Here is a 26548-nt window from a genome sequence, read left to right on the forward strand (position 1 = left end):
GGATACCCCAACGACTGCGCCACTCCGAGGGTGCAGAAGTCATGTTGCTGAGCGCCGATCGGAAACCCTGGCAGGAATGCTACTTCGAGCGATCTCTCTGCCCCCACGGCCACTTGACACCTTCCGGACCGGAGTCACCCCTCGGAATCCGGATCTTCCTTCGCCGGGGGTACGCGGCCCAGCGCCGGCCGCAGGACCGGCGCATGGTGGGCCAGGAAATCCCACAACCGGTCGGCGACCGGTCCGTGCGGCCGGTCGCGACGGCGCGCTGCCGCGAGCTCCTCGACCACACCGGGAAAGTGTCGTCCGGCGATGGAAAGCAGCCGTCCGTCACGCAACTCCTGCTCGATCATGAACCGCGGCACATGGCCCCATGCCATGCCGTGCAGGATCAGCTCCTTCTTCATGCGATGGTCGGGAACGGAGCTCTGGGGCGCGCCTTCGACCAGGAAATGGCCCTGCTCGGACGGGTGCCGCGCCGAATCCCGCACCACGCACTGAGTGAAGGCCTGCATCCGCTGCGGCGTGATGTCGCTGTCCGGGAGGAAGGGCAGGAAACCGGGTGCCACGACGGGAACCAGCGCGACGCGGCCGAGATCGATCCACTCCATCCGCACGTCGCTCTTGGGAACGCGGTGCACGATGAGGTCGGCTTCGTCCTCCAGCAGCCGCTCCCAGGGGCCGGTGACCGTCTCGTACTGCAGGTGCAGTCGCGTCTGCGGACACTGCCCGAAGAAGGTGCTGAGCATCTCCAGGACCGGCGGAGGCGGGCACAAATCCCCTAGCACCACGCGCAGTTCGGCCTCCTCGCCCATCGCGAGTTGCGCGGCGTAGGTCTGCAGCTCCTCGGCTTCGTGCAGCAAGAAGCGCACCTTGCGGTGGAAGGCGTGCCCTGCCCCGGTGAGCTGCACCCGGTAGCCCGAGCGATCCAGCAGGGCCAGGCCCAGCCGCCGCTCCAGCTTGGCGACTGCTGCGAACACCGAAGGGTGCGAGCGGTGCAGCCGCTCGGCGGCGGCCTGGAAACCACCGTCGAGGACCACGGCGTTGAAGCACTGCAGCTCGTGGAGCGTGAAGTCGGTCATTGTCCAGACAACCTACAGAGTCGGTCTGATCTTTGTAATAGAAGTCTGCCAGGTGGGGTTCATAGGCTCAGCACATGGCTACTGCCACTGCCACCGGATCACCTGAACACTGGAGCTGACATGACTTCTCACGTTGGTACTGCCATCACCACCGGCGACGGCGTCCGCATCGCCTACCGCTTCGACGGCGCCGAGGACAAACCGGTGCTGCTGCTCTCCAACTCCATCGGTACCGACCTGCACATGTGGGACGGTCAGGTGCCGGCGCTCAGCGAGCACTTCCGGCTGCTGCGCTACGACGCACGCGGCCACGGCACCTCCGGAGTCCCCGACGGCCCCTACTCCCTTGACCGGTTGGGGCGCGACGTGGTGGAACTGCTCGATGCCCTGGGTCTGCAACGGGTGCATGTGCTGGGCCTGTCTTTGGGCGGCATCGTCGCGCAGTGGCTGGGGATCCACGTCCCCGAGCGCGTGGAGCGCCTGGTGCTCTCCAACACCGCCGCCCACCTCGGCCCGGCCGGTCAGTGGGACAAGCCGATCGCCGACCTGCTCCAGGCCCCCGACATGCAGGCCACCGCGGAAGGGTTCCTGCACAACTGGTTCCCGGCCCGCATGCTGCACGGCGACAACGAGGTCGTCGAGGGCTTCCGCCGCACCCTGCTCGCCACGCGGCGCGAGGGCGTGGCCGGGAGCTGGGCCGCGGTGCGTGACTACGACCTGCGCCGCACGGCCGCGCTCATCCCCAACCCGACACTGGTCATCGCGGGCGAGCACGACACCGTCACCTCCGCCGACCACGGCAAAGAACTCGCCGCGATCGTCCCCGGCGCCCGGTTGACCATTCTGCCCACCGTGCACATGGCCAACGTCGAAAGTCAGGCAGAGTTCCTGGACGCCGTGATCGCCTTCCTCACCGAACAGCCGTGACGGCTTCCGCCCCGCAGTCGGGGCGACGCATCGCCCCCTGGGGTGGGTTCCCGCGTGTGGCCAGGCTTAAGGCTTACGGGCTGCAGGTGTCCGGGGGCCCAGAGTCGGTCGGCGAGGGCGATTTCGTCGGCGAGGGGGAGGGTGGAGGAGAAGAGGGGTCCGAGGGTGTCGGGGTACCGGAGGGGGACGGTGCGCCTGTCGGGCTCGGGTCGTCGGAGGGGGACGGCGAGGGGCAGTCCGGGGTGGTGGGGTCCGGGTCTGTGGGGCCTGGAGGGGTAGGTGTGGGGCGTGGGCCCGGGCCCGTGGGGCGTGGGCCGGGGCGGGTTGGGTCCGGCGAGGCGGAGTCGCCGGGGCGGGGGTTCCTTGGGTTTGCCGGCTGAGGGCCGATGACCAGGCCGCCACCGCCGGCCAGCCGGCTGGCGGGGGTTGTGCCGCCCGGGCCGGGGCTGGTCGGCAGTGGGCCCCGGCCGTCGGGGATCTCGTGGGTGCCGCGACGGTAGAAGTCCAGCCAGGACAGGACCGTGCGCAGGTAGGCGGATGAGTGGTTGTAGCTGAGGATCGCTCGGTCCAGGTCCGCTTTGCGGGCGAGGTCGCGGTTGCCGGCACACAGGTAGCGGCCTGCGGCGAGCGCGGCGTCGTGGATGTTGTTGGGGTCGGCGCGGCCGTCCTTGTTGCCGTCGGCGCCCCAACTGGCCCAGGTGGAGGGGATGAACTGCATCGGCCCCACCGCACGGTCGTAGGTCGCATCGCCGTCGTACCGCCCGCCGTCCGTGTCGGAGATGCGGGCGAATCCGCTGCCGTTGAGGACGGGGCCGAGGATGGGGGTCAGGGTGGTGCCGTCCGCGTCGACCCGGCCGCCGCGGGCCTGTCCCGACTCCACCTTGCCGATGGCTGCCAGCAGGTGCCAGGGCAGGTGGCAACCGGGGTCGGTGTCTGCGAGAGCGCCCTCGGCGTTGCGGTAGGCGGTCAGGACCGTGGCCGGGATACCGGACTGGGTCCGCGCCTCGGGGGTCTGGACCTCGCCTCCGCCGCCCGGTGCGCCGTTGCTGCCGCGCAGGGGCGGGAGTTCGGTGTGGTAGGCGTCGGCCGAGGGGCCCGCGGGCGGGAGCCACCCGCCGTTCTCGCCGGTGGCACTGTCCGGGGCGGCGCCACGACGGGGCGCGACCGACGAGCCGCCCGGCGCGCCCGATGCGGTGAGGCCGGCCACTGCGACGGCTGCGACGACGGTGCCGGCCATGCCCCGGCGCATGCGGCCGCTGCCCTTCTTGCGGTGCCTGTTGCTCGTTGCCATGACTCACTCGCCTCTCGGAGTTGCGGCGCTCAGCAGTTGGGGGCGGCGGGCCGGTCCGCGAAGCGGTCGGCGAGATACGTCATGGCTTCGGCGTTCGCCGCCTGGATCGGCCAAAGGTGGTCGGCAACGGGCGCATGGCTCGTGGTGTCGTACGTCTTCCAGGTCAGCGGAACGCCCTGCGCGCAGTACTGCTTGTGCAGGGCGTCAGCCTGGTTCGGTTCGACGAGGGCGTCCTGGGTCGCGTGGTACTGGAGCACCGGCACCTTGATCTTCGGGCTGCTGCCGAGGGTGTTCTCCGTATAGCGGGCCACCCAGGGCGCGTCGACGAGCGGGCTGCGGGTGACGTAGGCGGACAGCGGCTTGTTGCCGTACTTGTTGATCATCTCGAGGGCGCAGCCGCCCGCTTCGAGGTCGGCGACCATGGCGCGTCCCGCGTCATTGAGCACGTCGCCGAACTTCAGCTCGGGATAAGCGTTGTTGAGGCCGATCAGGGCGTAGAGGAGAAAACCGGAGCCGGGGCGGCCGTTGAGCGGCAGGGCCACCTCCATCAGATTGGCGGGGACGCCGCCGGCGACGATGCCCTTGAGCTTGAGCTCGGGCGCGTAGTCGGGCTGGAACTCGCCCGCCCACAGCGCGGCGCCGCCGCCCTGGGAATAGCCGCGGAAGGCGACCGGTGCGTCGGCGGAGAGCCCGGTGGCGGGCAGCCGCTGGGCGGCGCGGACCGCGTCGATGAGGGCAGGGCCGAGGGACTTGCCGACCATGTACGTCGTCTTCGGTCCGGGCCGGTAGCCCTCGTAGTCGGGGACGGCGACCGCGTAACCCGCCCTGAGCATGGCGTTGATGACCCACTGCTCGTACAGGGCGCCCTTGGCGATCATCCGGGACGGGGTGCAGCGGAAGGCGGGCCCCTGCGTGCCGGGCCCCCAGCCGACGATGGGCCGTGAGGCGGGCGTGCCGCCCTTGGGCACCATGACGGTGGCGGTCGCCACGTGGGGTTTGCCGAGCGCGTCGGTGGAGCGATACATCACCTGCCAGGTGTCGGCCAAGGCGCGCGGCGTCGGGGTGCCGGGCTCGATCTTGCGGGAGCGGACGATGTCGCCGGGCTTTCCGTCGGGCAGGGCGGTCGGCGGTGCGTAGAAGTCGTCGGGCGGCAGCGGCGCGGCCGCACCCGAGCCCACACTCGCACTCGCACTCGCACTCGCACTCGCACTCGCCGGAGCGTGGCGGGGCTCGCTGCCCGCCGTGCCCGGAAAGAGCGTGCAGGCCGCGAGGATCAGGGCGAGCACGGCGGTGAGCCGTCCTGCCCGGTGGGATATCCGTGTCGGCATGTCAGTTCCTCTGAGGGCCGGTGGCATCTGGTGGCTGGTGGAACGGGGGCGTTCGCGCGGCCGGTTGCGGCTCGTCGGAGAGGCTGCGCGAGGCTATATCTGCAGTCCCTGTCGTGGGTTGTCCTGCTCCGCAGTGGCGAGCTCTTCGAGATGTGCCGCCGCGGTGGGCGCCCCGCCCGCCGCACGGAAGGAGTGGCTGACGCGGCGAGCTCCGGCGGTGTAGTGGGGTTGACCGAGCACGGCGTCCATGGCGGATCCGACGGCCTTGGCGTCGGTCCGGCCGAATCGCACCCGTACGCCCGCCCCCACGGCGGTGACCTGGGCGGCGATGCCGGGCTGGTCATGGCGGACCGGCGCCACCACCAGGGGGACGCCGTGCCACAAGGCCTCGGTGACGGTGCGGTGTCCGGCGTGGCAGACGACGGCGTCCGCGTGGGCCAGCAAGGCGAGTTGGGGAACGGAGGGGCAGATCAGGAGGTTGCCGTCGTCGCGCGGTGGTCCAAGGACGCCGTCGGGGTCGACGACCACTGCTCGCAGTGTGCGAGAGCGGGCGCGTATGCCGTCGACGCACTGGGCGAGGAACTGGGCGCCCGCCGTGGTGTCGGCGGTGTCGAGGGAGACCAGAACCAGCGCCCGGTCGTCGTCCCTCTCGACCCACTCCCAGGGGAAGTCGGCGGTAGCGGCGTGTGTATCGGGCACCTGGCCGAGCGCCGGGCCGACGAAACGCACCGGGCCGCGGTTCGGCGCCTGCGGGCCGACGAGTTCGCTGGTGGAGAAGACGAGCGTGAGCCGCGGTGAGAACCGCGGGTCGTAGCGGGCCGAGGGGTCGCCCAGGCGCAGCCGGAGGCCGTCGAGGAGGTCGGTCAGCCACTGGTCGAACTGCGGGCTGTCCCTGGGGCTGCGCGACAGCTCGGCGGAGGTGGTCGAGGAGGTGACGAAGGGGACGCCGAGCCGTTCGGCGACCAGCGCGCCCGCGATGGTCTGCTGATCGACCACGAGCAGGTCCGGCCCGAACTCCAGCACGGCGGCGGTCACGCCGGGGGCCATGGCGTACGCGAGCGGGGCGAAGAAGTCCTCCCACAGGAACCGCAGGGCCGCCACGCCGCGCAGATCGCGGGGTCTGTCGATACCGGGCGTGCCCGCGCAGGGGAAGACGCGGTCGTCAGCGGCCACCAGACCTTCCAGGGCGGCCGACTGGCCGGCCCAGGCCACCTCGTGCCCCCGGAGGGCGAGTTCGGCGGCGACCGCCGACGCCGGGTCGACGTGGTCGGCGAGTGGCGGCACCACGAAGAGGAAGCGGCTCATCGGGCCTCGCCGCCACGTGCCGGCCGAGCTCCGGCGCAGGGGCGCGGGGTGGTGGCGGCGTACCCCGCAATGCCCAGGGCCGGTTGGGCATTGCGGGTGTCGGGGAGCCCGGCGCGCCCGCGTTCGCATGCGTCGGGGGCGAAGCGGTCGGGCTGCCGTCCGGACGGCCGAGCGAACTGCTCGCGAGCGTGCCGGTCGCACCGGACTGTGACCGGGATTGCCTCATAAGACAGCATCAGAGCTCCGACCGCTCGGCGACACAAGCAACAAGCAACAGACACAAGCCCAGGCACAGATGTGGGCACGGGAAATTACGTTGAATTGACGATCGATCCGGAAACGGAAGCTAGTAGCGCGTCGAGAAGCCGGTCAAGAGGCGTTTCGCCGGGTGCAGAAGATCTGTTGCGGGGTGAGTAAGGAGCCGGGATCAGTTATCACTCGGGCTCGCTCAGACTCATCCCGGGAATTTGGCATCGACGTACAAGTTCGCATCGTGCCTTGCTCACCCGGGGATGAATCAGCCCTCAAAACCAAGCAGCTTAATTCTGCTGGTAATTGACATCTTGACCGCCCAACTACCCGTCAGTAGTTTACCGATCCGAAACAGGACCGTATCTGGCGAAGATAACGACATGTACGGCCATTCTCCTTCACCCGTTCTGCTCGTTCACGCAGTACGAGAGGCAGCTCATGAGAGCTAAGCAAAAGAGAGCCGGGGTGCGTGGCGCCCTGGCAGCGGTCGCGACCGCCGGGCTGGTCACCGGCCTGATCACCGTCACCGGAGGTACCGCTTCAGCCGTTCCGCTGAAACTGAACCAGAAGTACACCTGTAAGTTCCCGATCATCAACAACGACCCGATCGAAGTTGAGATCACCGCCGACATGCCCACCACCATGAAGGTGGGCGAGACCGTCCCCGAGTACGACATCAAGGCCGTCACCAAGGTCAGCGCCCGCGCCGCACAGGGCCTGGGAGTCATGGGCGCGGTGACCCTGGAAGGCAAGGCCACCGCCGATGTCAAGGTGACCCTGCCCGGCGGCACCGGCAACCTCCCCATCAAGGTCGTCAACACCGTCGCCAAGGCCAACATCCCCAACCCGGCGGCGGCGTTCACCGTCGACGCCACCGGCAAGTCGCCCGGCTCCCTGCTGACCTGGGCCGATCCCGGTACCGCCACGTTCGATGTCACGGGCCTCAAGCTGCACAACATGATCGCCCGCGACACGGCGGGCAACCCCGTCCAGCTCCCGCCGTTCGGCGATGAGTTCGAGACGGCCTGCACGCTCGACGCAGGTCAGCCGACGCTCCTGCACACGATGGAGATCCAGGGCGGCAGCACCGACCCCGGACCTGACCCGGACCCCGGACCTGACCCGGACCCGGGCACGGACCCCTCGACGGGCAAGCAGAACGTGAACACCAAGGTGACCCCCAAGCAGGGCGGCGGTCAGCTCACCATGGCCCAGGCGGGCGACACCGTCGCGCTGTCCCCGGTCGAGGAGGGCGCGGGCGGCAGCTCGACCGGCGATCTGCAGAAGGTGACCGTCAAGGACGCCCGAAACGGCGCCACCGGCTGGTCGCTCACCGGGAAGGTCACCGACTTCACGGGCGGCGCCAGCACCATCGGCGCGGACAAGCTCGGCTGGACGCCGTCCTGCGAGACGGCGGCCGGGTCGGCGAGCACCTGTGTGCCGGGCACACAGGGACCGGTCGGCGGAACGGGCGCCACGCTCGCGAGCGCGCCCGACGCGGCACAGACCGGCGGCGAGTTCACCGTCGGCGCGGGCCTCGCGCTCGACGTACCGGCGACCGCGGCCGCCGGTGACTACGCGGCCGTGCTCACGCTGACGCTGACCTGATCCCGCGCCTCGCCTGGTGGACCGGCCGTCGTGCGACGGCCGGTCCACCTCTTGCGACGGCCGGTCCACCTCTTCGGCATGTCATCGCCCTTCCCCTCTCGTCACCTCCCTTTCTCATCACCTCCCTTCCTCGCTCGCTCTGGGGGCCGCATGCACCTCGTTCGTCCGCAGCTCACGCATCGCAGATACACCGCCATGCTCATCACCGCCCTGGCCCTGGCGCTCGGCCTGCTCACCGCAAGCCCGCCAACGGACGCGTTCGCCGCCGACAACGGCCGCTGGTCCGTCTTCCCCGCCGACAAGAAGGACGGCAAGGGCGGAAAGAAGGCAGCCAAGGACCAGGCTCACCGGGCGTACTTCCGGATGAAGGCCGATCCGGGGCGCACCGTGCACGACAAGGTCACCGTCTCCAATCTCGCCAAGGAGCCGGTGACCTTCCTGCTCTACGCCGCCGACGCGTACAACACCCCCCGCGACGGCGGCTTCGCCGTACGCGAGCCCACCGAGAAGCAACGCTCCATCGGGGTATGGACACGCCTGGAGCGCTCCGAGGTCACGGTTCCGGCGGGCGGCAAGACCACCGTCCCCTTCACCGTCGCCATTCCGCGTACCGCATCGCCCGGCGACCACCCCGGAGCCGTCATCGCCCTGGACAAGCGCGTCGCCCGCGCCAAGGGCACCGGCGTCGGCATCCGGCAGGCGGTCGGCGCCCGCGTCTACTTGCGGGTCAACGGCGAGCGGGCGCCCGGCCTGAAGGTCCAGGACGTCCGCTTCGACTACGAGGTGCCGCTGGTGCCCGGCCTGGGCAAGGACGCCACGGTCACCTACACCCTCGTCAACAGCGGCAATGTGCAGCTCGAGCCGAGGGTCGACCTCAAGGCGAAGGGCTTGTTCGGCCGGACGTCCTTCGACAGCGCGGGCAACAAGCTGCCGGCCGAACTGATGCCGGGCCAGCGGGTGCGGATCACCCAGAAATGGGCCGGACCTCCTCCGCTGGACTGGGGCAGCGTCGAACTGACCGCCAGCGATAAGGGCGGTGAGCTGGTGGACAGCGGCAGCACCGCCTACCGCACGGTGAACTGGGGAGTCCTCGTGACGCTGGTCGTGGTGGTGCTCTTCCTGATCTTGGGGGTGGTGGTGCGGCGCCGCAGGGCCCGCGCCGCCGCGCGGACTTGAGCCGGGCGACCCACGTCGCCGTGCGGATGAGACCCGTACGCCACCTTCCACCACGCGCAGTCGCCCTACGGCATGACCGCGGGCCCGGAGCGCCGTCGCTGCTCCGGGCCCGCTCTCCGCGCTGCCGTACGGCGGGAAGCCCCCCCGGATCGCAAGGTGGCCGGCAGTGCCGTGCAGCAGCGGTCTCAGATGGTCTGCTCGTCCCTCCTGATGCGCCGGGGCAGGTAGTGGAAGGCCGCTATGCCGGCAGCGCTGAGGCCTCCGGCCGCCGCCAGCATCAGGCCGATGCCGGACTTGCCGGTCGCCGCGAGCGCGCCCGAGCCGCCGGTCACCTGGGTGCCCAGCTGGGTGCCGGAGGATCCGGAGCCGCCGCTCGATCCGGTACCGCCCGCCGTGCCGGAGCCGCCCCCCGTGCCCGAACCACCGGTCGTTACGCCGGGGTCGGCCGGGTCCGTGGGGTCAGCGGGATCGGTCGGCGGGTCGGTGGGCGGGTCCGTCGGAGGATCGGTGGGCGGGTCGGTCGGTGGATCCGTGGGCGGGTCGGTGGGGTCCGTACCGCCGTCGCCGGTGATCGTCATGGTGTGCAGGAGCGTCTTTTGACCGGCGTCGAGCGTGCACTCCGCCGTGAACTCGTCGCCGTTCGGCGGCAGCGGAACGGGCTTGCCCGCCGCATCCCTGGCGATCATGTCGTGCAGCTTCAGGCCCTTCACGTCGAAGGCCGCATCGCCCGCCGAGCCCCAGGTCAGCAGCCCGCCGGGGGACTTGCCGGTCGCCGTCACCTCGAAGGCCGCGGCGGGGTCGGGGATGTCGGCCTTGGCGACGGTGTTGACGACCTTGATGGGCAGCGTGCCGTCGCTGCCGGGCTGGGTGACGACCACATCAGCGGTGGCCTTGCCCTCCAGCGTGACCGCGCCGAGCACCCCGAGGCCCTGCGCGGCACGCGCGCTGACCTTGGTGACGGCCTTGATGTCGTACTCGGGGACCGTCTCGCCGACTTTCATCGTGGCGGGCATGTCCGTGGTGATCGCGGCTTCGATGCCGTCATTGCCGATGATCGGGAACTTGCAGGTGTATTTCTGCGTGAGCGACACCGGCTCGGCCGATGCGCTGCCACCGCCGGCGGTCAGTGCGATCACCACCCCGGCAACTCCGGTCAGGGCCGATCCCCGCGCCAGCCTCGCCATCACTTTTGCCGGTTGCTCTCCCCTGCGGTCTCCCATGCGATCTCCCATGTGTGGCCCCACTTCTGAGAATTGGCACAATCCAGAAATGACTACTGGCAGGTAAGGGGCCAGTCAACCCGATCGGCACAGTTCGGCAACGTGCGGCGGCAAGGGCCCCGCAATTTGTCATCCACGCACCGTCCCGTACTCACCGGAGCCACAAAACTTCCGGGCCGCCAACTTGCCCCTGCCGGAGGTAAGAAGCAGGCCTTGACCGCCCAACTACTCATCAGTAGTTTGCGTATTCGAAACACCGCCGTAGCGTCTGCGGCAATTCAGTCGGCAGATTCCCTTCAAGCGGCGCATTTCGCATCTCCCGATTTACCCGGACAGCTGGGCCGGCGAGTCCGGAATCGCAGAGATGGCACCCGACCTTCGTTTGTGCCCGTTCACGTAGCCCGAGAGGTAGCTCATGGGAGTGCACAAGAGACATACCAGGGCGCGCAGTGCCCTGAGCACGGTGGCGGCCGCCGGCCTCGTCACCGGCCTGGTCACCCTCAGCGGAGGTTCCGCCTCCGCCGACCCGGTCAAGCTCACGCAGAAGTACACCTGCAAGTTCCCGATCATCAACAACGACCCGATCGAAGTTGAGATCACCGCCGACATGCCCTCCACCATGAAGGTGGGCGATGCGGTGCCGGAGTACGACATCAAGGCCGTCACCAAGGTCAGCGCCCGCGCGGCACAGGGCCTGGGCGTCATGGGCGCGGTGACCTTGGAGGGCAAGGCCACCGCCGATGTGAACGTGACCCTGCCCGGCGGCACCGGCAACCTCCCCATCAAGGTCGTCAACACCGTCGCCAAGGGCGACATCCCCAACCCGGCCGCGGGGTTCACCCTCACCGCCAACGGCAAGTCGCCCGGCGGTCTCCTGACCTGGGAGAAGGAGGGGACGGCCAAGTTCGACGTGACCGGCCTCAAGCTGCACAACATGATCGCCCGCGACGCGTCAGGAGCTCCCGTCCAACTGCCGCCGAACGGCGATGAGTTCCCGGCGGACTGCACCCTGGACGCGGGCCAGCCCACCGCGCTGCACACCATGACCATCACCGGCGGCAGCACCGATCCCACGGACCCGCCGACCGATCCGCCCACCGATCCCCCGACCGACCCACCCACGGACCCGCCGACGGACCCGCCGACGGACCCGCCCACCGATCCGCCCGGCGATGACCCGGTGAAGCTCAACTTCGGCATCAAGGGCAACTCGTTCATCAAGGCGGCCAACGGCAACGCCCCGCTCACCGGCGGCATCGACACCCGCTACGACCTGAACAAGGGCACCTTCGACGCCGACCTGACGCTCGACCCGACCAAGGGCAAGTTCACCATCATGGGCTTCCTGCCCACGACCGCGGACATCGCCTTCGAGCAGACCGGCAAGACCACCGGCACGCTGGACACCGCCGGCGCCCTGAAGTCGAAGTCCGAGATGTTCGTCAAGCTCTCCAGCGTCAACGCCTTCGGCCTTCCCATCGGCGGCGGTGCCGACTGCAAGACCTCCTCCGCCGCCAAGGTCGACCTCGCCAGTGAGGGGCGCTTCCAGCCGTACAAGGGCGGCAAGCTCAAGGGCACGTACACCCTGCCCGGCATCAAGGGGTGCGGTGTTCTCAACGACATCATCAGCACGTTCATGGCAGGGCCCGGCAACACCATCGACATGGACCTCACCTACAAGAGCTGAGAGCACGTCACAGCGGTGAGTCCGCATCCCGATCCGGCCCCCCGCCCCCTTCGAGGCGGGGGGCCGGACCCGTTCCGCAGAACTTGGAGAGGCAGTGCTGAGATTGCGCGTCCCAGGGTGGCGGGCCGCCCCCGCCGTCGTGCTGCTTGCCGGGCTGATCGGCTTCACCTCCGGCCGGCCGGCCGCCGCGGACCCAGTGTCCCTGACGCAGACCTACACCTGCGTGTTCCCGATCATGGAAGAGGACCCGCTGACCGTCGTCATCACGGCGGACCTGCCGGCCAAGGTGCAGGTCGGCGAGCAGATCCCAGCCTTCCGGGTCACTTCGGTGTCCCAGGTCAGCAAGGCGGCGGCCACCGCCCTGCGCACGGTCGGCGGCACCACCCTCGAAGGCATCGCCACGGCGGATATCACCGTGCACATGCCCGAGGGCCCGCTGAACATCGGCCTCGACAACACCATCCCCAAGACCCCCCTGCCGCAGCCGCCCGCCGCCTTCGACGTGACCGCCACCGGGCAGGCACCGGCTCTGACGTTCCGGCAGCCCGGCAGCGTGAAGATCGACGTCAACAGCCTGCTCCTGACGATGACCCCGCGGGACGCGGCCGGCGCCAAGACGGCCCTTGACACCTTCGAGACCGAGTGCACCCTCGATCCCGCCGACCAGAACAAAACGCTGCACACCGTCCGGGTCGAACCGGGGACCACGGATCCGACCGACCCGCCGGACCCGGGCGGCGAGCCGGTGCAGCTGAGTTACGGCATCAAGGGCAGCTCGCTCATCAAGGCGGCCAAGGGCGGCGTCCCGCTCACGGGCGGCATCGACACCCGCTATGACCCGAGCAAGGGAACTGTCGACGCCGACCTGGAACTCGACCCGACCAAGGGCAAGTTCACCCTCCTCGGTTTCCTGCCCGCCACCGCGGACATCGCCTTCGAGCAGACCGGCAGCACGACAGGGACTCTCGACACGGCGGGCAGCCTCACGTCGCACTCCGAGATGTACGTCAACCTCACCGGCGTGAGCGCGCTCGGCCTGCCCATCGGCGGTGGACCCAACTGCAGGACCGTCGAGCCCGCCAAGGTCGACCTCGTCAGCCAGGGCCGCTTCGCACCGCACACCGGCGGCAAACTCAAAGGCACCTACACCCTGCCCGGGCTGAAGGACTGCGGCGGCTTCAACGACATGATCAGCACGTTCATCGCCGGCCCCGGCAACACGATCGACCTGGCCCTCACGTACGAGAAATAGCGAGCACGCGGGTCCGGACAGCGATTGCTGCCCGGGCCCGCGCTCATCAGGCCGTCAGCGGCCCATCAGGGCGAAGACCCCCCAGCCGACGTACTCGCGCTGGTACCGCGCGTAGCGTGCGGGCTCGGTGGTGAGCTCCGCCCGTATCTCGCCAGCCAGCTCGTCATCGGGGTTCTGGTCCAGCCAGCGGCGGAGGTTGAGCCACTGGGCCGCCTGGTACCGGTCCCAGCTGTCCTGATCGGCGAGGACCATTTCCACGACGTCGTAGCCGAGATCGCCGAATTGCTCCATCAGCTCCGGGAGCACCAGGAATTCGTCCTTGCTGCCGGCGTGACAGGCTTCGGCGGTTTCCTGGTCCGGCACGTCCCGACGCCAGTACGGCTCACCGATCAGCATCAGGCCGCCGGGGCGCAGACTCTGGCCCAGCAGCTCGACGGTGCCCGCCACGCCGCCGCCGATCCAGGTGGCACCGACGCACGCGGCGAGATCGACCGGCTCGTCCGCGACGAAGCCGGCGGCGTCGTCGTGCACGAAGGTGACCCGGTCGGCGACGCCGAGTTCAGCGGCGCGGGCGCGGGCCTTCTCGGTGAACACCGTGCTGATGTCCACTCCGGTCCCGGTGACGCCGTGGTCGCGGGCCCAGGTGCACAGCATCTCGCCCGATCCGCTGGCGAGGTCGAGCACGCGCGTGCCGGGTGCCAGGTGCAGGGCCTGGCCCAGGACGGCGAGCTTGCCAGGGGTGATCGGGTTGTGGACGCGGTGGCTACTTTCGCGGATGGTGAAGATGCGTGGGAGATCCACTTGTGGTGTTCCTTCGGTTTGATGAGGTCATGGCGTATGCGGGAGACAGCTGACCGGAGTCGGCAGTCGTGGCTCGGACCGTCATCAAACACACCTCGTTCGAACGCATGGATCTTGAGCCGCCGAGTGTAAGCACCCCGGGGTGACGTCTCCACCGAATTACGGGTTCTTCGCGTGGGAGGAGCGCAGCAATCTAGGCGTGGGACGAGCGCAGCAGCCGCACCGCGCGCGCCGCACCCAGCCAGAACGCGGTCGGCAGGAACACCAGATCCCCCACGATGGTGATCGCCGAGAACATCGGCAGCGCCATCAGCAGCCCGATGCCCAGATGCGTGCCCAGCATCACGACCAGGGCCGCGTACTTGAGCCGCGGCACGAAAACCAGCGCGGGAAACAGCAGTTGGGAGGCGACGGTGACATACGCGAGCAGCGCCAGCACACTCCCCTGCCCCGCCAGCCATCCGGAAAGCTCCGGGAACGTCGCGAAGTCGTCGAGACGCAGGGCGTAGTGCAGGGCGCTGCCGTCCCGCCACGTGGAGCCGCGGATCTTGTAGAGGGCCGCGGTGCCGTAGACCACCATCACCTGGAAGGCGATCAGCGCCATGCCCGCGTTGTGCAGGACGGTGACGATGCGGCGGCGCAGCTCCTCGTACGGGGTTACGGGTGCGGAGGTCGCGCGGGCGGCGCGGCGGGCGTCCAGGGACCAGCGGCGGCCCGACGCGCACAGCACCAGGTAGTTGGCGAACAGCAGGCTCAGCAGCTCGAATCCGCTGCCGGCGACCGTCGAGCGCATGTAGAAGCCCGCGGCGACGAAGGCGAAGAGGACCGCCATGAGGCGGGTGTGCCAGCCCAGCAGGTACAGCACACTGACCGCGACGGCCAGCACATAGCCGGCCCAGAAGTAGTCGGGGCTCTGGGTGCCGAGCCAGGTGTACCACCAGGACAGCCGGCCGTCGGCGCCGCGCGCCTCGACCGAGGCACGGAACAGCTCGGGGGTGTACGGCGATCCAGGGCCCCAGAGGCGGTCCGCGTGGCCTGCCTCGCGCAGCAGGTTGAGCAGGAAGAGGCCCGAGACGCCGATGCGCAGGACCGCGGCTCCGTACAGCCCGAACGGTGTGAGAAACGCGGCGCGCACTCGCTCCCGCACGCCCCGGCCCGCGTCCTCGGCCCCGGCGGGCCCCGCACCCACAGTCTGGCGCAACGTCACGGGATCACCTCCCAGGTGCCCAGCGGCCGGCGGCTCGCGAGCGGCGCGGGATCGCCGGGTGGGGCGATGGGCAGGGTATGGAGGCGCAGCTCGACGGCGTCCGGGCGCGGCTCGCCGAGGTCGTGCAGGCGTACGACGACGACATTGCGCAGATACTGCGCCGCGGGGGTCAACGGCGCCCTCAGCTGGGTGTGCGGCGAGCCCGCGAGGTGGGCGCCGAGCGCCTTGCGCAGGACGGTCTGGTCCTCCCGGCTGGGCAGCGGGTTGCCTCGGTGTGCGGCGATGTCCCGGGCAGTCAGGTCGATCCACCGGCCGGGGCGGTCCGCGCGCCAACTACGCACTTCCAGATGGGTGTTGATGTGGGGCGGGTCGGGCGCGAAGATGTCCCAGTCCTGCGGGAACAGCGGCTGCAGCCACGCGTCGGCCTGTGCCGGGCGGGTGGTGGCCGAGGACAGGGCGGGGCTGACGTACAGGACCAGGAGCGTCATGTGGGCCAGCGCGGCGGCCATGACAAGGAGGGCGGCGCCCCGGCCCGCCGTCCGCAGCGGGCCGCCGAGCGGGATCCCGCGGGGTGCCAGCGGGTCGGGCGGCACGACCAGGCGGCGGTCCATGCCGTCCGGGCGGCTCGGTCGGCCGGTGGGGCCTGTGGCGCCGTCCACGGGCGGCCCGCCCTTACCCGGCCGTCGGTGCCGAGGCTCCGACACCGGGCAGGTTCTCGCACTCCGGTGCCTTGTCGAAGGCCTGCTTGAGCGCGGGGTCGCTCCGGAAGTCATGGGCGGGGCCCTGGTATCCGCCCGTCTTGCCCATGCCCTCGCCCGCCTTCTTCAGCGCCGCCTTCAGGGACTTCTCGTCGCTGACCTTGGCCTTCTTGAGTTCGGAGGTGGTGCCGGCGAGGCTGTTGCGGGCACTACGGAGGTTCTTGAGTGCCTTCTTGTACGCGGCGTCGCCGCCGTCGACGGGCGGCGCGCCGTCCTGCCGCATCTTCTTGTCCAGCGCCCCCAGTTGCCGGTCGAGCGCCTCCATGAAGGTAACGACCTGCGCGTGGTACTTCTTGGCGTCCTTCTGGTCCGCGGCGGGAAGCTTGAGCTCGGAGCCCACGTCCTGCACGCTGTCGCAGACGTCCGAGGCCCAGTCCACCCGCGGGCCGTCGTCGGCGCGTGAACTGCACCCGGACATCGCCGCCGTGACCGCGACCCCGAGGGCGGCGCACAAGAGCCCGGCGGGGCGCCGCTTGCGTCTGGTATTACTCATGTCTGACTCCCCTTCACCTGCTGAACGTGGCGATTTCACCTGCTGAACGTGTCGATGTTCGCGATCTGCCAGGCCCCGCCCCGGTGCACCACGTCCACGGCGAACATCGCTGCCGCGTGCGTGGTCGAACCACCTTTGGCGGTGCTGGTGTTGCTCTGGTCGGCGAACACCAGGACCCGGGCCCGGTCGCCGTCGATGACCTCGACTCCGCTGTGCGTGACGGTGGTGCTCAAGACGAGCTTTTGCCGCTCACCCCGTGCGCGGACCTGCGCGAGCATCTTCCGGTGCTGGGTGACCGCCTTGCCGGTGAGGTATCTGTCCGCGGCCTTCTCGCTCCGGCCCGGGTCGGCGTGGTCGTAGGAGAAGACCGCGTCGACGGCCTGGCCGACCGTGCCCTTGACCTCGCTGGTGCGAGCGGTGTCGGTCAGCGCCGCATTGCGCAGGGCGGGCACGTCGCGTGCGGTCCCGGCCCGGGTGTGGGCGAAGACCGCGAAGCCGGCGGCCACGACGGCGAGCAGCGCGAGCACCAGGGGCCAGGGCACGGGGCCGCGCTCGCCCCGGGCAGGCTTCTGCCGGGGTTTCGGTCGCGGGCGTGGGGCCCGCGGGGCGGGCGCGGGGGTGTCGCGCACTTTGACCGCGGCCAGGCGCCGCTGCCGGTTGACCATGTGGCGTGTCGTCGACATGGAGTGCCCCTTCAGTCGGACGCGGTGTCGGTGGGCGTCTCGCCGGCGGGGGCCTGGCCGAGGCCGCTGAGCTTCCAGCCGTCGCCGGTGCGGGTGAGTTCGCCCAGCAGCCGGCTCTCCTTGGTGTTCGGCTTCTTCTTCGGCGGGTCGACGGTGATCCGCATCGCGATCAGGACACCGGCCCGGCCCGCGCGCTCGTCCAGGTCGGTCACGGCTGCGGACAGCACTTCGGCCGTGGTGACGGTGCGGGCGGTGCGCACCTGCTTCTCGAACTCGGGCCTGCCCTTGCGCAGTTCGTCCAGGAGGCTGCCGGTGGCGGACTGCTCCCAGGCGTCCAGGCCGCGCTCGAGGTCGCGGTGGTCGAGGGTGTTCATGTTCAAGGCGGCCTGTTCGCCCGCCGCGAGGACCTCGTCACGGGTCTTTGCGAACCGCGCGGAGTCGTCGTGGGCCGCCGCGTACCAGGACGAGCCCGTCCACCCGGCGAATCCCAGGGCGACGGCGGCCGCCGCGGCGGCAAGCGAGAGTCTCGTACGGTGTCGGGGTGTCGTACGTGCCATGTCCCTCTCCGGTGGTGTGCTAGCGGGCCTTGATGTCGGTGATCGTCCAGTGCCCGCCGTCCAGGCGCGCGGTGATGGAGAGCTGGGCGGGCGCGGTGGTCGCCTTGGCGCCTTTGCGCTTGGCCCGCTGGTCGAGGAAGACCAACAGCCTCGCTGTGTCGCCGGTGAGCTCGACGGCTCCGGCCCGCACCACCTGCGTGGTCAGCGACAGCTGTTGATCGGTGACGTGCCTGCGGAGTTTCGCGAACAGGGCCCGGTAGTCCTTGGCCGCCTTGCCCCGCAGTACGTCGTGCGCGCGCCGCTCGGTGGTGGCCAGGCCGTCGGGCGTGTAGGTGAAGACCGTGCTGAGTGCGTCGCTGATGTCAGCGACGACCCGGCGGGTCCGCTCGCTGTCGGTCAGCGCCTGGTTGGCGGCGCCCGGTGCGTGCGCGGTCCGGTCGGCGAGGACCAGGAGGGCGCCGCCGGTCATGAGCAGTGCGGCCAGGAGGAGGGCGAGCAGCGTGCGGCTCTTGCGGCGCCGGGGCGCGGGGCGCGCCCCGGTGTCCGCGTCGACGACCTCGCCGGTCGTGTCGGCGTCCGGCGCACGCAGGGGTTTCAGTCCGGCGTTCATGTGCATCCCCTCATTCCGCTGGGCCCCGTCATTCCAGTGCGCCCTTTCATTTGGCTGCGACCGGGAGCGCGCTCAGCGAGCTGAGTTTCCAGCCCGCCCCGCTGTCGTCGAGGCCCGCTTCGAAGCGTTTGCGGTCGGTGGTGGACTTGCCGGTGCGTGCGGTCACCTCGACGCGGACGGTGGCGATGACCTTCGCCGTGCCCGCCCGGCTGTCCAGGGAGATGACCGCCGCGTCGGTGACCGTGCCGCGGGTGCTGGTGCCCTCCTGTTCGAGGGCCTTGGCGCTGTCGTCGCCGGTGCGCCGCAGCTCGTCCGCGAGGGGCCCGTCCGCCGCCTTGGTCCAGGCGCGCAGTGAGCCCCGTACGTTGTTGCCGTCCATGGTGTTGAGCACCGCGATGTGCGTGCGGGCGGCGTGCAGGGCACTGTCCCGGGCGCGGGCGTGGGCCAGATCGTCGTCGGCTCGTGTGTGGGCGTACGTCCATCCCGAGAAACCGCAGAACAGCGCTCCCACCAGCAGTGCGGCCGTCCATGCGCTTCGTCGCCCCATGGCTCCCCTGTCCTTCATGACGCGTCCATCCCGAGCAGCCCGCGCAGGTCGGTGGGGCTGTGGGACGGCGCCTGGCGCTGTCCTCTCTCGTCCGATCCGGGCCGGGCGGGCTCGGGCACGCCGCCGCGTGGTGCGTTCGCGGAGCCGCGGACGTTCTGACCGCTGCCGGGTCCCGCGGTGCAGGCCGCCTTGGTGTTGGCGGGGGCCGACGAGGTGTCCAGGCCGTTGCGGTAGGTGGTGCCGCCGTATCCGGCGGTGCAGGGCAGCGGCTCGAAGAACGTGGTGACCATGCCGAAGCGCACGCCGTCGGGACCGACGGCACTGGCTCCGGTGGAGGCGACCTGCGGGATGCGCACCATCAGTTCACGGGTGCCGCGCTGGCGGGTCACCAGGAGCTCGGAGGTGGTGACGAGGTTGGCGAGCACGACGCTCAGGCCGGGGTCGGTGTCCTGCAGCAGGGCGGTGAACTGGGTGGCCGCCTCTGGGGTCTGGGCGATGAGGCGGCGCAGGTCGGGGTCGGACTGCTTGAGCTGGGCGGCCAGTTCGGCGGTTCCGCTCGCGAAGGACTTCAGGGCGTCGGACTGCTCGTTCTGGGTGCGCAGGACCGTCTCGCCGTCGATGAGGAGCCGGGTGGTGGCGGGCAGGGACTTCTTGGCCGCCCGAATGAATTCGCTGCTGGTGTCGATGAGGATCTGCAGGTCCTGTCCGCGCCCCTCGAAGCTCTTGCCGAGTTCGTCGACGACCGTGCGCAGTGCGGCGATGTCCACCGAGGAGGCGAGGCGGTCGACGCTGGTGAGTACGTCGGTGACCGGGGCCGGGGTCCGTGTGGCCCCGCGCGGGACGACCGAGCCGTCGGCGAGGTAGGGGCCCTCGTCGGTGCGCGGGCTCAGGTCGAGATACTGCTCGCCCACCGCCGAGAGGTTGGCGACCTTCGCCTCCAGGTCGCCGGGGATCTTCGGCGCCGATTCCTTGATGCGGATGCGGGCCTCGACTCCGTCGGGGGTCAGCTCGACGGCCTCCACGCGGCCGACGTCGACGCCCCGGTAGGTGACGTTGCCGTGGCTGAACAGCCCGCCGGTCTCGGCGAGCTCGACTGTGACCGTGTAGTAGTCGCGGGCGCCCACGTATCGCCCAAGATCGGCGTACGTGGTGGCGATGTAGGCCAGGACGCATGCGCCGAGCGCGAGGAAGGCGATGTTCTTGAGGTGGGTGGCGCGGGTGAGCATCAGGAATCGCCTCCTGAGGTTCCGGTGACCGCGGGCAGCGGCAGGGACGAGCGGGGGGCGGCGCCGCCCCCGCGCACGGGTGGCACGATCTCCGTGCCGGGGGCCGCGGCGATCTTCAGGTAGACGTTGAGGTAGTCGCCCTTCACTCCGGTGAGCACCTCGTCCGTGAACGGATAGGTGAACATCACCTGCAGTGATTCGGGCAGGTCTGCGCCCGAGTCGGCGAGATTCTTCAGGACCGGGGCCAGGGCCTTGAGGTCGGCCACCAGGTCTTCCTTGGTGCGGTCGACGGTGTCGACGGCGACCGTGGAGAGCGAGTCCAGGGCGCGCAGCATGCTCACCAGGGAGGAGCGCTGGTCGCTGAGGACCTTCAGGCCGGGCGGCAGGTCCCGCAGGATGTCGCCGATCTTGCGGTCGCGGGTGGCCAGGGTGGTGGAGAGCCGGTTCATGCCGTCCAACGCGGAGGTGATGTGTTTCTTGTTCTTGTTCAGGCTCTTGGCGGTGGTGTTGATCTGCCGCAGCACGGAGCGGACTTGGCCCTCCTTGCCGACGAGCGCCTTGTTCAGTTCGCGGGAGATGGTCTGGATCTGCTGTACACCGCCGCCGCTGAGGACCATCGACAGGGCGCCGAAGACCTCCTCGATCTCGGGGTTGCGGTTGGTGCGGGCCGGCGGGATGACGTCCCCGTCGCGCAGCCGGCCCTGGTTGGCGGCGTAGTCGGCCGCGGTGCCTTGCCGGGTGTCCGGGAGGTCGGGGCGGGCGCGCATGTCCTTGGGGGCGACGAGCTGGACGTACTTCTCGCCCAGGACGCTGGATTGCTCGAGGTTGGCGTAGGCGTTGGCGGGCAGCCGCACGCCGCCGTTGACCTTGAGGGTGACGCGGGCGGTCCAGCCGTTGTCGGCGAGGGATATCCGGGTCACGCGGCCGACCTCGACGTCGTTGACCTTGACCGCGGAGTGCGGGAAGAGACTGACGACGTCGCGGAACTCGGCGGTGACCTCGTAGGGACGGTCGCCCAGGTCGGCTCCGCCGGGCAGCGGCAGATCCTGCAGGCCCTCGAAGTCCGGCAGGCCGCCGGCGCCCAGGGCCAGGCCGAGCAGGGTCACGCTCAGGGAGACGCCCATCGCGAGGCGTGCGGTGCGGCGCTTCATGGCCGGCCTCCCCCGGCGTTGTCCGCCGTGCCGTACACGGTGCCCACCGGCGGCAGCGGCAGCACGGGCAGGCTCTTGACCCGCTTGTCGGGGACGGCCACGAGTTCCTCGGCGCCGCCGCTCGCCGAGGCCAGTTCGTTGATGTTGGCGCGGCCGTCGATGGTGCGGGTGCGCGGGTTGTAGGCCTGGTCGAGGTTGGCGGCGGCCAGCGGCAGGACGTCCAGGGCCTCGGCCACCGAGGCACGCTGTTCGACGACGGACCGGGTCAGGCCCGCCAGCTTGTCGACGTTCGACTTCAGGCGGCCCCGGTTGTCCTTGATGAAGCCCTTGACCTGGCCAAGGGCCGTCCCCAGTTCCTTGAGGGCGCCGGCGAGGTCGGTCTTGTCCGCGGCGAGAAACCCCGCCACTTCGGACAACTGCTGCTCGGCGCGCACCACTTGGCCGTCCTTGCGCTTGAGCATGCCGATGAACTCCGCCAGTTGCTCGACGGTGGTGACGAGGTCGCCGCTGTTGCCGTTGAGGACGGCGGAGGCGCCGCCGAGCTGGTGGATGGTGTCGCCGATGTCCTTGCCGTTGCCGTCGAGGTTCTTGGCTCCGGCCTCGACGAGCCCGGCCAGGGCGCCGTCCTTGTTCGCGCCGTCGGGGCCCAGCGCGTCGCTCAACTCGGTGACGCTCTTGAGCAGTTCGTCGACCTCGACGGGGGTCGCCGTGTGCTCGGCGCTGATGACGTCCCCGTCGCGGATCTGCGGCCCACTGCTGTAGGCGGGGCTGAGCTGCACGAACCGTCCTGACACCACGCTGGGGGCGACCACGACGGCCCGCACCTGGGCGGGCACCTTGACTCCTTCGTCCAGGGTGAGCCGCACCCGGACCTGTCTGCCCTGGGGCCGGATCTCGTCCACGCTGCCGACACGCACCCCCAGCACCTTGAGGTCGGATCCTTCGTGGACGGCGACGGCCCGGTCGAAGTAGGCGGTGAGGTGCTTGCCGGTTCCGCCGCCCGCCAGGGCCGTCACCCCGACGATTCCGCCTGCTGCCAGGAGCGTGAGGACGATGAGGATGACCACGAGCCGTCCGCCCCACAGGGCGTCGGTGGCATCGGCGATCCGCTCGCCCAGCCCGCGAGGTGCGGGTGTGGGTGCGCGCCCGGGTGCTTGTGTGCGGGCCATCAGCGTCCGCCTCCCTGCTTCGGCGGCATGCATCCGGTGGCCGGGCCCGTGCCCGCGGGCAGATAGTTCTTGGGGACCAGGCCGCACAGATAGCCGTCCATCCAGCGCCCGTTGCCCAGGGTGTTGCCGACGAGCCGGTAGTAGGGTCCGGCGGCGGCGAGGGCCTTGTCGAGGTTCTTCCGGTTCTTGCTCAGGACGCCGGTGACCCGGTCGAGTGCGGCAAGCGCGGGACCCAGCCGGCGTTCGTTGTCGCCGACCAGACCGCTGATCTCGGTGCCGAGGTCGCGGGCGCCGGTGAGCAGCGCGTGGATGGACTTGCGGCGGTGGCGTACCTCTTCAAGGAGCAGGTTGCCGTGGTCGAGCAGCCGCTCGAACTGCTTCTTCTTGCTGTTCACCGACGTGGTGAACTGGGCAGACCCTTCCAGGAGTTCGGACAGCTCTTCGTTGCGCGTGGAGACCGTGCGGGAGATCGCGGAGAGGCCCTTCATGGCCTTGCGGACGTGCGGCGGAGTGTCCTTCAAGGCCCCCGAGACGGCCTTGAAGCTCTTGGCGAGCTCGTCCTCGTCCAGCGCACCGGTGGTGCGGCTGAGGCCGTTGAAGGCCTCCATCACGTCGTACGGGGAGGTGGTGCGGCGGATGGGAATGCGTGTGCCGGGGTCCTGCTTGCGGCTGCCGAGCGGATCGACCGCGAGGTACTTGGCGCCCAGGAGGGTCTTGATGGCGATGCCGATGGTGCTGCGGTCGCCGATCCAGGCGTCCTTCACCTCGAAGGTGACCTTCACCTTGGGGCCGTCCAGGGCGACGTCCTGCACTTTGCCGACCCGTACGCCGGCGATGCGTACCTCGTCGCCCGCCTTGAGCCCCACCGAATCGCGGAAATCGGCGGTGTAGCGGGTGCCGCCGCCGATCACGGGCAGCGATTCGGCGTTGTAGGCGAGCAGCCCGAGCAGCGTCATGGCCAGCAGTCCGGCCAGGGCGACGGCCACCGGGTTGCGCTCGTTGACGGGTTTGAGGCGGGGGCGCCGCAGCCGGGGCAGTTTCATGCGCGGCACCTCGCATCCTTGATCGCGAGCCCGGTCGGCGGCGGGCTGTCGTCGTAGGTCGAGACACCGCTGACCTTCGCCTCGCAGAGATAGAGGTTCAGCCAGGAGCCGTAGGAGGCCAGGCGGGAGATGGCGGTCATCTTCTGCGGGGTCTTCTGCAGGAAGTTCTCGACCAAGGGCTCGTTGTCGGCGAGGGTCTTGGACACCCGTCCCAGGTCGCGGATGCCGTCCTTCAGGGGCGCGCGGCTCTTGCCGAACAGGTCCGCGGTGCTCACGCTGAGCTTGGCCAGCGAGGTGACGGACCGGCCCACGCTCTTGCGGTCGTCGGAGAAGCCGGAGACCAGCTTCTCGACGGTGCCGATGAGTTCGGTGAAGCCTTTCTGCCGGGTGTTGACCGCCTTGAGGACGCGGTTGAGGTTGCTGATGACCTCCCCGATCACCCGGTCCTTGGCGGCGACCGTGGTGGTCAGCGAGCCGACGGTCGCAAGGAGGCTCTCGACCGTGCCGCCCTCGCCCTGCAGGACCTGCACGATCGACCCGGCGAGCGCGTTGGTGTCCTTGGGGGAGAGTCCCTGCATCAGCGGCTGGAATCCGTTGAAGAGCTGGGTCAGGTCGAGTGCGGGGGTGGTGCGGCTGAGCGGGATGGTCTGCCCCGGCTCCAGGGTGCGTCCGACCGGTCCGGCGCCGCGGCGCAGATCGACGAAGCGCTGCCCGAGCATGTTGAGGTACTTGATGGACGCCGTGGCCGAAGCGGGCATCCTCCGCTGCCCCTCCAGCGTGAACTCCACCTGCGCGTAACGGCGTTGGACGATCTCGATCGAAGACACCTGGCCCACCTTCACCCCGGCGATGCGCACCGAGTCGCCCTCGTTGAGGCCGGTGGCGTCGGTGAACCAGGCCTTGTAGCTGCGGGTGCCTTTGACGTCGCTGCCCGAGACGCTCAACGCGAGCACGGTGGTGGCCAGGGCGGTCACCACGATGAAGATCAGCGACTTGACGGCGGGTCCGGTCAGGCTGCGCTGTCCGCTCACCTCAGTTGCACCCCCGCTCCGCGGAAGGCCGGTCCGGCAAGGACGCTCGACCAGTCGGGCAGCGGGCCGCGCCGGTCCTTGTCCGGTGCGGCGAGAAGTTCGGTGACAAGGGTGTTCTCCTGGGGCGAGTTGGCCACGCCGAGCCCGCCGGACACCCCGCTCAGGGTGGTGGCCGTGCTCTGCCGCGCGGCGTAGGAGCCTCCCGTGTAGGGGACGGGGTAACAGCGCGGCCCGCCCCCTGCCTCGTAGCGGGGCGTGTCCCGGCCCGGTGCGTAGGCGCCGCGCGAGGGGACGACCCGCACGTCGACGCGCAGGCCCGGCCGGTCGCTGCCCTTGCCGAGGGCGGCGTCCATCGCCGGCACGAAGTCGGCGACCGTGCTCAGGGTGCAGGGGAAGGCGGGCGCGTACCGCGCGAGGATCTCCAGGGTCGGGCGGCTGGTGGCGGTCAGCCTGATGAGGTTGGCGCGGTTGCCGCGCAGCCAGCTGACGGTCTCCTGGGAGCTGCTGGTGACCGACGCGTACAGCGTCGACAGGTCGGCCCGTCGCGCGGCGAGGGTGGCGCTGGTGGTGGTGGCGTCATGCAGCGCGTCGACCAGGTCGGGGGCGGCATCGGCGTAGGTGTCGCTCAGTTCGACGAGGTGCTTGATGTCGCGGTTCAGGGAGGGCAGATGAGGGTTGAAGTCCTTCAGGTAGCCGTCGAGCTCCACCAGCGACTCGCCGAGCTTGTGCCCCCGTCCTTCGAGGGCCTGGGCGAGGGCGGACAGCGTGGCCGACAGTTTCTGCGGCTGTACGGCGGTCAGCAGGGGCAGCAGATTGTCCAGCACCTGTTCCAGCTCGACGGCGCTGCGGCTGCGGTCCTGCGGGATGACACTGCCCGCGGTCAGCGGGCGATCCGAGGGATTCTTTGGCGGGACCAGGGCCACGTACCGCTGCCCGAACAGGGTGGTCGGCAGCAGCTGGGCCTGGACGTCGGACGGGACCCGGCCGATCTTGTCGGGGTGCAGGGCGAGGGTGAGCCGTGCGGTGCGGCCGCCCGTGTCAATCTTCTCGACCTCGCCGACGACGACGCCGCGCAGCTTGACCTCGGCGCTGGGGTGCATCTCGCTGCCGGCGCGGCCCGTCTCGACGATGACGTTCGCGGAGTCGGTGAACTCCTTGTCGTAGACGGCGATCGACAGCCACACCAGCAGGGCGGGCGCCACGAGGTACACCACTCCGGCGAGGCGTCTGCGGCGGGCAAGGGCGCTCTCCGTGGGACGCGTGCGGGCCGCCGGGGCCGGAGCCGGGCGGGTCGGGGTCTGGGGCGGGGCGCTCATCCGGCCACCTTCACCGTGGTCGTGGCGCCCCACAGCGCCAGGCTGAGGAAGAAATCGGTGACGCTGATCAGCACGATCGCGGTGCGCACGGAGCGGCCGACGGCCACTCCCACCCCGGCGGGGCCGCCCGAGGCGCGAAATCCGTAGTAGCAGTGCGCGAGGATCACGAGCACGCTGAAGACCAGCACTTTGAGGAAGGACAGGAGTACGTCCGTGGGGACCAGGAAGAGGTTGAAGTAGTGGTCGTAGGTGCCCGTGGACTGCGCGTTGAACAGCACGGTCGTCGCCCGTGAGGCCAGGTAGGAGCCGAGCAGGCCGATGCCGTACAGCGGGATGACCGCGATCGCACCGGCCACGATGCGGGTGCTGACCAGGAAGGGCGTGGAGCGCACGCCCATGCTCTCCAGGGCGTCGACCTCTTCGTTGATGCGCATCGCGCCCAGTTGGGCGGTGAACCCCGCGCCGACCGTGGTGGACAGTGCCAGGGCGGCGACCAGCGGGCCGATCTCGCGGGTGTTGAAATAGGCGGAGACGAAGCCGGTGAACGCGTCGGTGCCGATCTGACTCAGCGCCGCATAGCCCTGCAGGCCGACGACGGTGCCGGTGAAGACGGTGATGCCGATCATCACGCCGACGGTGCCGCCGATCACCCCGAGGCCGCCGCTGCCGAAGGCGACCTCCGCCAGCAGCCGCTGGATCTCCTTGGGGTAGCGGCGCACGGCGCGCGGGATCCAGATCAGCGCCCGCAGGTAGAAGAGAAGTTCGTCGCCGGGCCGGTCCAGCCAGGCCAAGGCGCGGCTCTTGCCGCCGCGTTGCGTCAGGGCCATG

At 70.1% G+C, this 26548-nt stretch carries 25 protein-coding genes; 5 read left to right on the top strand and 20 right to left on the bottom strand.

What is annotated here, in order from left to right; all coding sequences use genetic code 11:
- Positions 1-134: 134 nt before the first annotated feature.
- Entirely contained in the window at positions 135-1082 is a 948-nt protein-coding gene (locus ACWD02_RS06770; RefSeq protein ID WP_451205278.1) for a LysR family transcriptional regulator, read from the bottom strand.
- Between the two features lie 120 nt (positions 1083-1202).
- Here ACWD02_RS06770 and pcaD point away from each other — a divergent pair, with 120 nt between their 5' ends.
- The gene (gene pcaD / locus ACWD02_RS06775) at positions 1203-2009 is read left to right on the top strand and encodes a 3-oxoadipate enol-lactonase (RefSeq protein WP_451205281.1); all 807 of its coding nucleotides are present in this window, start codon (positions 1203-1205) and stop codon (positions 2007-2009) included.
- Between the two features lie 73 nt (positions 2010-2082).
- Here pcaD and ACWD02_RS06780 read toward each other — a convergent pair whose 3' ends face one another.
- The 3 genes from ACWD02_RS06780 to ACWD02_RS06790 all read right to left on the bottom strand — a co-directional run bounded on the left by ACWD02_RS06780 (position 2083) and on the right by ACWD02_RS06790 (position 5933).
- Entirely contained in the window at positions 2083-3300 is a 1218-nt protein-coding gene (locus ACWD02_RS06780) for a lytic transglycosylase domain-containing protein (RefSeq protein WP_451205284.1), read from the bottom strand.
- Between the two features lie 29 nt (positions 3301-3329).
- Entirely contained in the window at positions 3330-4628 is a 1299-nt protein-coding gene (locus ACWD02_RS06785; RefSeq protein ID WP_451205287.1) for a lipase family protein, read from the bottom strand.
- Positions 4629-4721: 93 nt separating this feature from the next.
- Positions 4722-5933 carry a glycosyltransferase gene (locus ACWD02_RS06790; protein ID WP_451205290.1) on the bottom strand — a complete coding sequence of 404 codons (1212 nt, stop codon included), beginning with the start codon at positions 5931-5933 and terminating at the stop codon, positions 4722-4724.
- Positions 5934-6623: 690 nt separating this feature from the next.
- On the opposite strand from ACWD02_RS06790, the gene ACWD02_RS06795 reads away from it, so the two are divergent.
- Complete coding sequence (locus tag ACWD02_RS06795) at positions 6624-7793, top strand: DUF6801 domain-containing protein (protein ID WP_451205292.1); 1170 nt, start codon at positions 6624-6626, stop codon at positions 7791-7793.
- Between the two features lie 150 nt (positions 7794-7943).
- Positions 7944-8969: a WxL protein peptidoglycan domain-containing protein gene (locus tag ACWD02_RS06800; RefSeq protein ID WP_451205295.1), complete on the top strand. Its 1026-nt coding sequence runs from the start codon at positions 7944-7946 to the stop codon at positions 8967-8969.
- Positions 8970-9154: 185 nt separating this feature from the next.
- Here the strand turns inward: ACWD02_RS06800 and ACWD02_RS06805 are convergent, their stop codons facing one another.
- Entirely contained in the window at positions 9155-10105 is a 951-nt protein-coding gene (locus ACWD02_RS06805) for a DUF6801 domain-containing protein (RefSeq protein WP_451205298.1), read from the bottom strand.
- A gap of 499 nt (positions 10106-10604) precedes the next feature.
- Between ACWD02_RS06805 and ACWD02_RS06810 the strand changes: the two genes are divergently transcribed.
- Together ACWD02_RS06810 and ACWD02_RS06815 are read left to right on the top strand one after the other, a co-directional pair.
- Positions 10605-11876 (top strand): DUF6801 domain-containing protein, encoded by a 1272-nt coding sequence (locus ACWD02_RS06810; protein ID WP_451205300.1) that lies wholly within the window; start codon positions 10605-10607, stop codon positions 11874-11876.
- 94 nt (positions 11877-11970) lie between these two features.
- A complete protein-coding gene (locus tag ACWD02_RS06815) occupies positions 11971-13128 on the top strand; it encodes a DUF6801 domain-containing protein (RefSeq protein WP_451205303.1) in 1158 nt (385 codons plus the stop codon).
- A 54-nt stretch (positions 13129-13182) separates the two neighbouring features.
- Here the strand turns inward: ACWD02_RS06815 and ACWD02_RS06820 are convergent, their stop codons facing one another.
- The 15 genes from ACWD02_RS06820 to ACWD02_RS06890 form a co-directional block, all read right to left on the bottom strand.
- The gene (locus tag ACWD02_RS06820) at positions 13183-13929 is read right to left on the bottom strand and encodes an SAM-dependent methyltransferase (protein ID WP_451205306.1); all 747 of its coding nucleotides are present in this window, start codon (positions 13927-13929) and stop codon (positions 13183-13185) included.
- Positions 13930-14122: 193 nt separating this feature from the next.
- A complete protein-coding gene (locus ACWD02_RS06825) occupies positions 14123-15136 on the bottom strand; it encodes an HTTM domain-containing protein (protein ID WP_451205308.1) in 1014 nt (337 codons plus the stop codon).
- Positions 15133-15795, bottom strand: coding sequence for a DUF5819 family protein (locus ACWD02_RS06830; protein WP_451205310.1), 663 nt, complete (start codon positions 15793-15795; stop codon positions 15133-15135). Before ACWD02_RS06830 ends, ACWD02_RS06825 begins: the two co-directional genes overlap by 4 nt.
- Positions 15796-15808: 13 nt before the next feature.
- On the bottom strand, positions 15809-16387 hold the full coding sequence (locus tag ACWD02_RS06835) for a hypothetical protein (protein ID WP_451205313.1): 579 nt from the start codon (positions 16385-16387) through the stop codon (positions 15809-15811).
- Between the two features lie 35 nt (positions 16388-16422).
- Entirely contained in the window at positions 16423-17070 is a 648-nt protein-coding gene (locus tag ACWD02_RS06840; RefSeq protein ID WP_451205316.1) for a hypothetical protein, read from the bottom strand.
- 11 nt (positions 17071-17081) lie between these two features.
- Positions 17082-17627 carry a hypothetical protein gene (locus tag ACWD02_RS06845; RefSeq protein WP_451205318.1) on the bottom strand — a complete coding sequence of 182 codons (546 nt, stop codon included), beginning with the start codon at positions 17625-17627 and terminating at the stop codon, positions 17082-17084.
- A 19-nt stretch (positions 17628-17646) separates the two neighbouring features.
- Positions 17647-18237, bottom strand: coding sequence for a hypothetical protein (locus ACWD02_RS06850; RefSeq protein WP_451205320.1), 591 nt, complete (start codon positions 18235-18237; stop codon positions 17647-17649).
- A 46-nt stretch (positions 18238-18283) separates the two neighbouring features.
- The gene (locus ACWD02_RS06855) at positions 18284-18784 is read right to left on the bottom strand and encodes a hypothetical protein (protein ID WP_451205322.1); all 501 of its coding nucleotides are present in this window, start codon (positions 18782-18784) and stop codon (positions 18284-18286) included.
- A gap of 14 nt (positions 18785-18798) precedes the next feature.
- A complete protein-coding gene (locus ACWD02_RS06860; protein ID WP_451205325.1) occupies positions 18799-20010 on the bottom strand; it encodes an MlaD family protein in 1212 nt (403 codons plus the stop codon).
- Positions 20010-21161, bottom strand: a complete 1152-nt coding sequence (locus ACWD02_RS06865; protein WP_451205328.1) for an MlaD family protein — start codon at positions 21159-21161, stop codon at positions 20010-20012. Before ACWD02_RS06865 ends, ACWD02_RS06860 begins: the two co-directional genes overlap by 1 nt.
- On the bottom strand, positions 21158-22330 hold the full coding sequence (locus ACWD02_RS06870; RefSeq protein ID WP_451205330.1) for an MCE family protein: 1173 nt from the start codon (positions 22328-22330) through the stop codon (positions 21158-21160). The genes ACWD02_RS06865 and ACWD02_RS06870 overlap by 4 nt, the downstream gene beginning before the upstream one ends.
- Positions 22330-23373 (bottom strand): MCE family protein, encoded by a 1044-nt coding sequence (locus ACWD02_RS06875; protein ID WP_451205332.1) that lies wholly within the window; start codon positions 23371-23373, stop codon positions 22330-22332. The genes ACWD02_RS06870 and ACWD02_RS06875 overlap by 1 nt, the downstream gene beginning before the upstream one ends.
- Entirely contained in the window at positions 23370-24404 is a 1035-nt protein-coding gene (locus ACWD02_RS06880; RefSeq protein WP_451205335.1) for an MCE family protein, read from the bottom strand. The genes ACWD02_RS06875 and ACWD02_RS06880 overlap by 4 nt, the downstream gene beginning before the upstream one ends.
- Entirely contained in the window at positions 24401-25720 is a 1320-nt protein-coding gene (locus tag ACWD02_RS06885; RefSeq protein ID WP_451205338.1) for an MCE family protein, read from the bottom strand. Before ACWD02_RS06885 ends, ACWD02_RS06880 begins: the two co-directional genes overlap by 4 nt.
- Entirely contained in the window at positions 25717-26547 is an 831-nt protein-coding gene (locus ACWD02_RS06890; RefSeq protein ID WP_451205341.1) for an MlaE family ABC transporter permease, read from the bottom strand. The genes ACWD02_RS06885 and ACWD02_RS06890 overlap by 4 nt, the downstream gene beginning before the upstream one ends.
- Between the last annotated feature and the right edge of the window lies 1 nt (position 26548).

The organism is Streptomyces sp. NPDC002853 (genome assembly GCF_053591915.1).

Coding starts and splice junctions, on each gene's coding strand:
- ACWD02_RS06770 (WP_451205278.1), bottom strand. CDS start 1,082: ATGACCGACTTCACGCTCCACGAGCTGCAGTGCTTCAACGCCGTGGTC.
- pcaD (WP_451205281.1), top strand. CDS start 1,203: ATGACTTCTCACGTTGGTACTGCCATCACCACCGGCGACGGCGTCCGC.
- ACWD02_RS06780 (WP_451205284.1), bottom strand. CDS start 3,300: ATGGCAACGAGCAACAGGCACCGCAAGAAGGGCAGCGGCCGCATGCGC.
- ACWD02_RS06785 (WP_451205287.1), bottom strand. CDS start 4,628: ATGCCGACACGGATATCCCACCGGGCAGGACGGCTCACCGCCGTGCTC.
- ACWD02_RS06790 (WP_451205290.1), bottom strand. CDS start 5,933: ATGAGCCGCTTCCTCTTCGTGGTGCCGCCACTCGCCGACCACGTCGAC.
- ACWD02_RS06795 (WP_451205292.1), top strand. CDS start 6,624: ATGAGAGCTAAGCAAAAGAGAGCCGGGGTGCGTGGCGCCCTGGCAGCG.
- ACWD02_RS06800 (WP_451205295.1), top strand. CDS start 7,944: ATGCACCTCGTTCGTCCGCAGCTCACGCATCGCAGATACACCGCCATG.
- ACWD02_RS06810 (WP_451205300.1), top strand. CDS start 10,605: ATGGGAGTGCACAAGAGACATACCAGGGCGCGCAGTGCCCTGAGCACG.
- ACWD02_RS06835 (WP_451205313.1), bottom strand. CDS start 16,387: ATGAGTAATACCAGACGCAAGCGGCGCCCCGCCGGGCTCTTGTGCGCC.
- ACWD02_RS06840 (WP_451205316.1), bottom strand. CDS start 17,070: ATGTCGACGACACGCCACATGGTCAACCGGCAGCGGCGCCTGGCCGCG.
- ACWD02_RS06845 (WP_451205318.1), bottom strand. CDS start 17,627: ATGGCACGTACGACACCCCGACACCGTACGAGACTCTCGCTTGCCGCC.
- ACWD02_RS06850 (WP_451205320.1), bottom strand. CDS start 18,237: ATGAACGCCGGACTGAAACCCCTGCGTGCGCCGGACGCCGACACGACC.
- ACWD02_RS06855 (WP_451205322.1), bottom strand. CDS start 18,784: ATGGGGCGACGAAGCGCATGGACGGCCGCACTGCTGGTGGGAGCGCTG.
- ACWD02_RS06860 (WP_451205325.1), bottom strand. CDS start 20,010: ATGCTCACCCGCGCCACCCACCTCAAGAACATCGCCTTCCTCGCGCTC.
- ACWD02_RS06865 (WP_451205328.1), bottom strand. CDS start 21,161: ATGAAGCGCCGCACCGCACGCCTCGCGATGGGCGTCTCCCTGAGCGTG.
- ACWD02_RS06870 (WP_451205330.1), bottom strand. CDS start 22,330: ATGGCCCGCACACAAGCACCCGGGCGCGCACCCACACCCGCACCTCGC.
- ACWD02_RS06875 (WP_451205332.1), bottom strand. CDS start 23,373: ATGAAACTGCCCCGGCTGCGGCGCCCCCGCCTCAAACCCGTCAACGAG.
- ACWD02_RS06885 (WP_451205338.1), bottom strand. CDS start 25,720: ATGAGCGCCCCGCCCCAGACCCCGACCCGCCCGGCTCCGGCCCCGGCG.
- ACWD02_RS06890 (WP_451205341.1), bottom strand. CDS start 26,547: ATGGCCCTGACGCAACGCGGCGGCAAGAGCCGCGCCTTGGCCTGGCTG.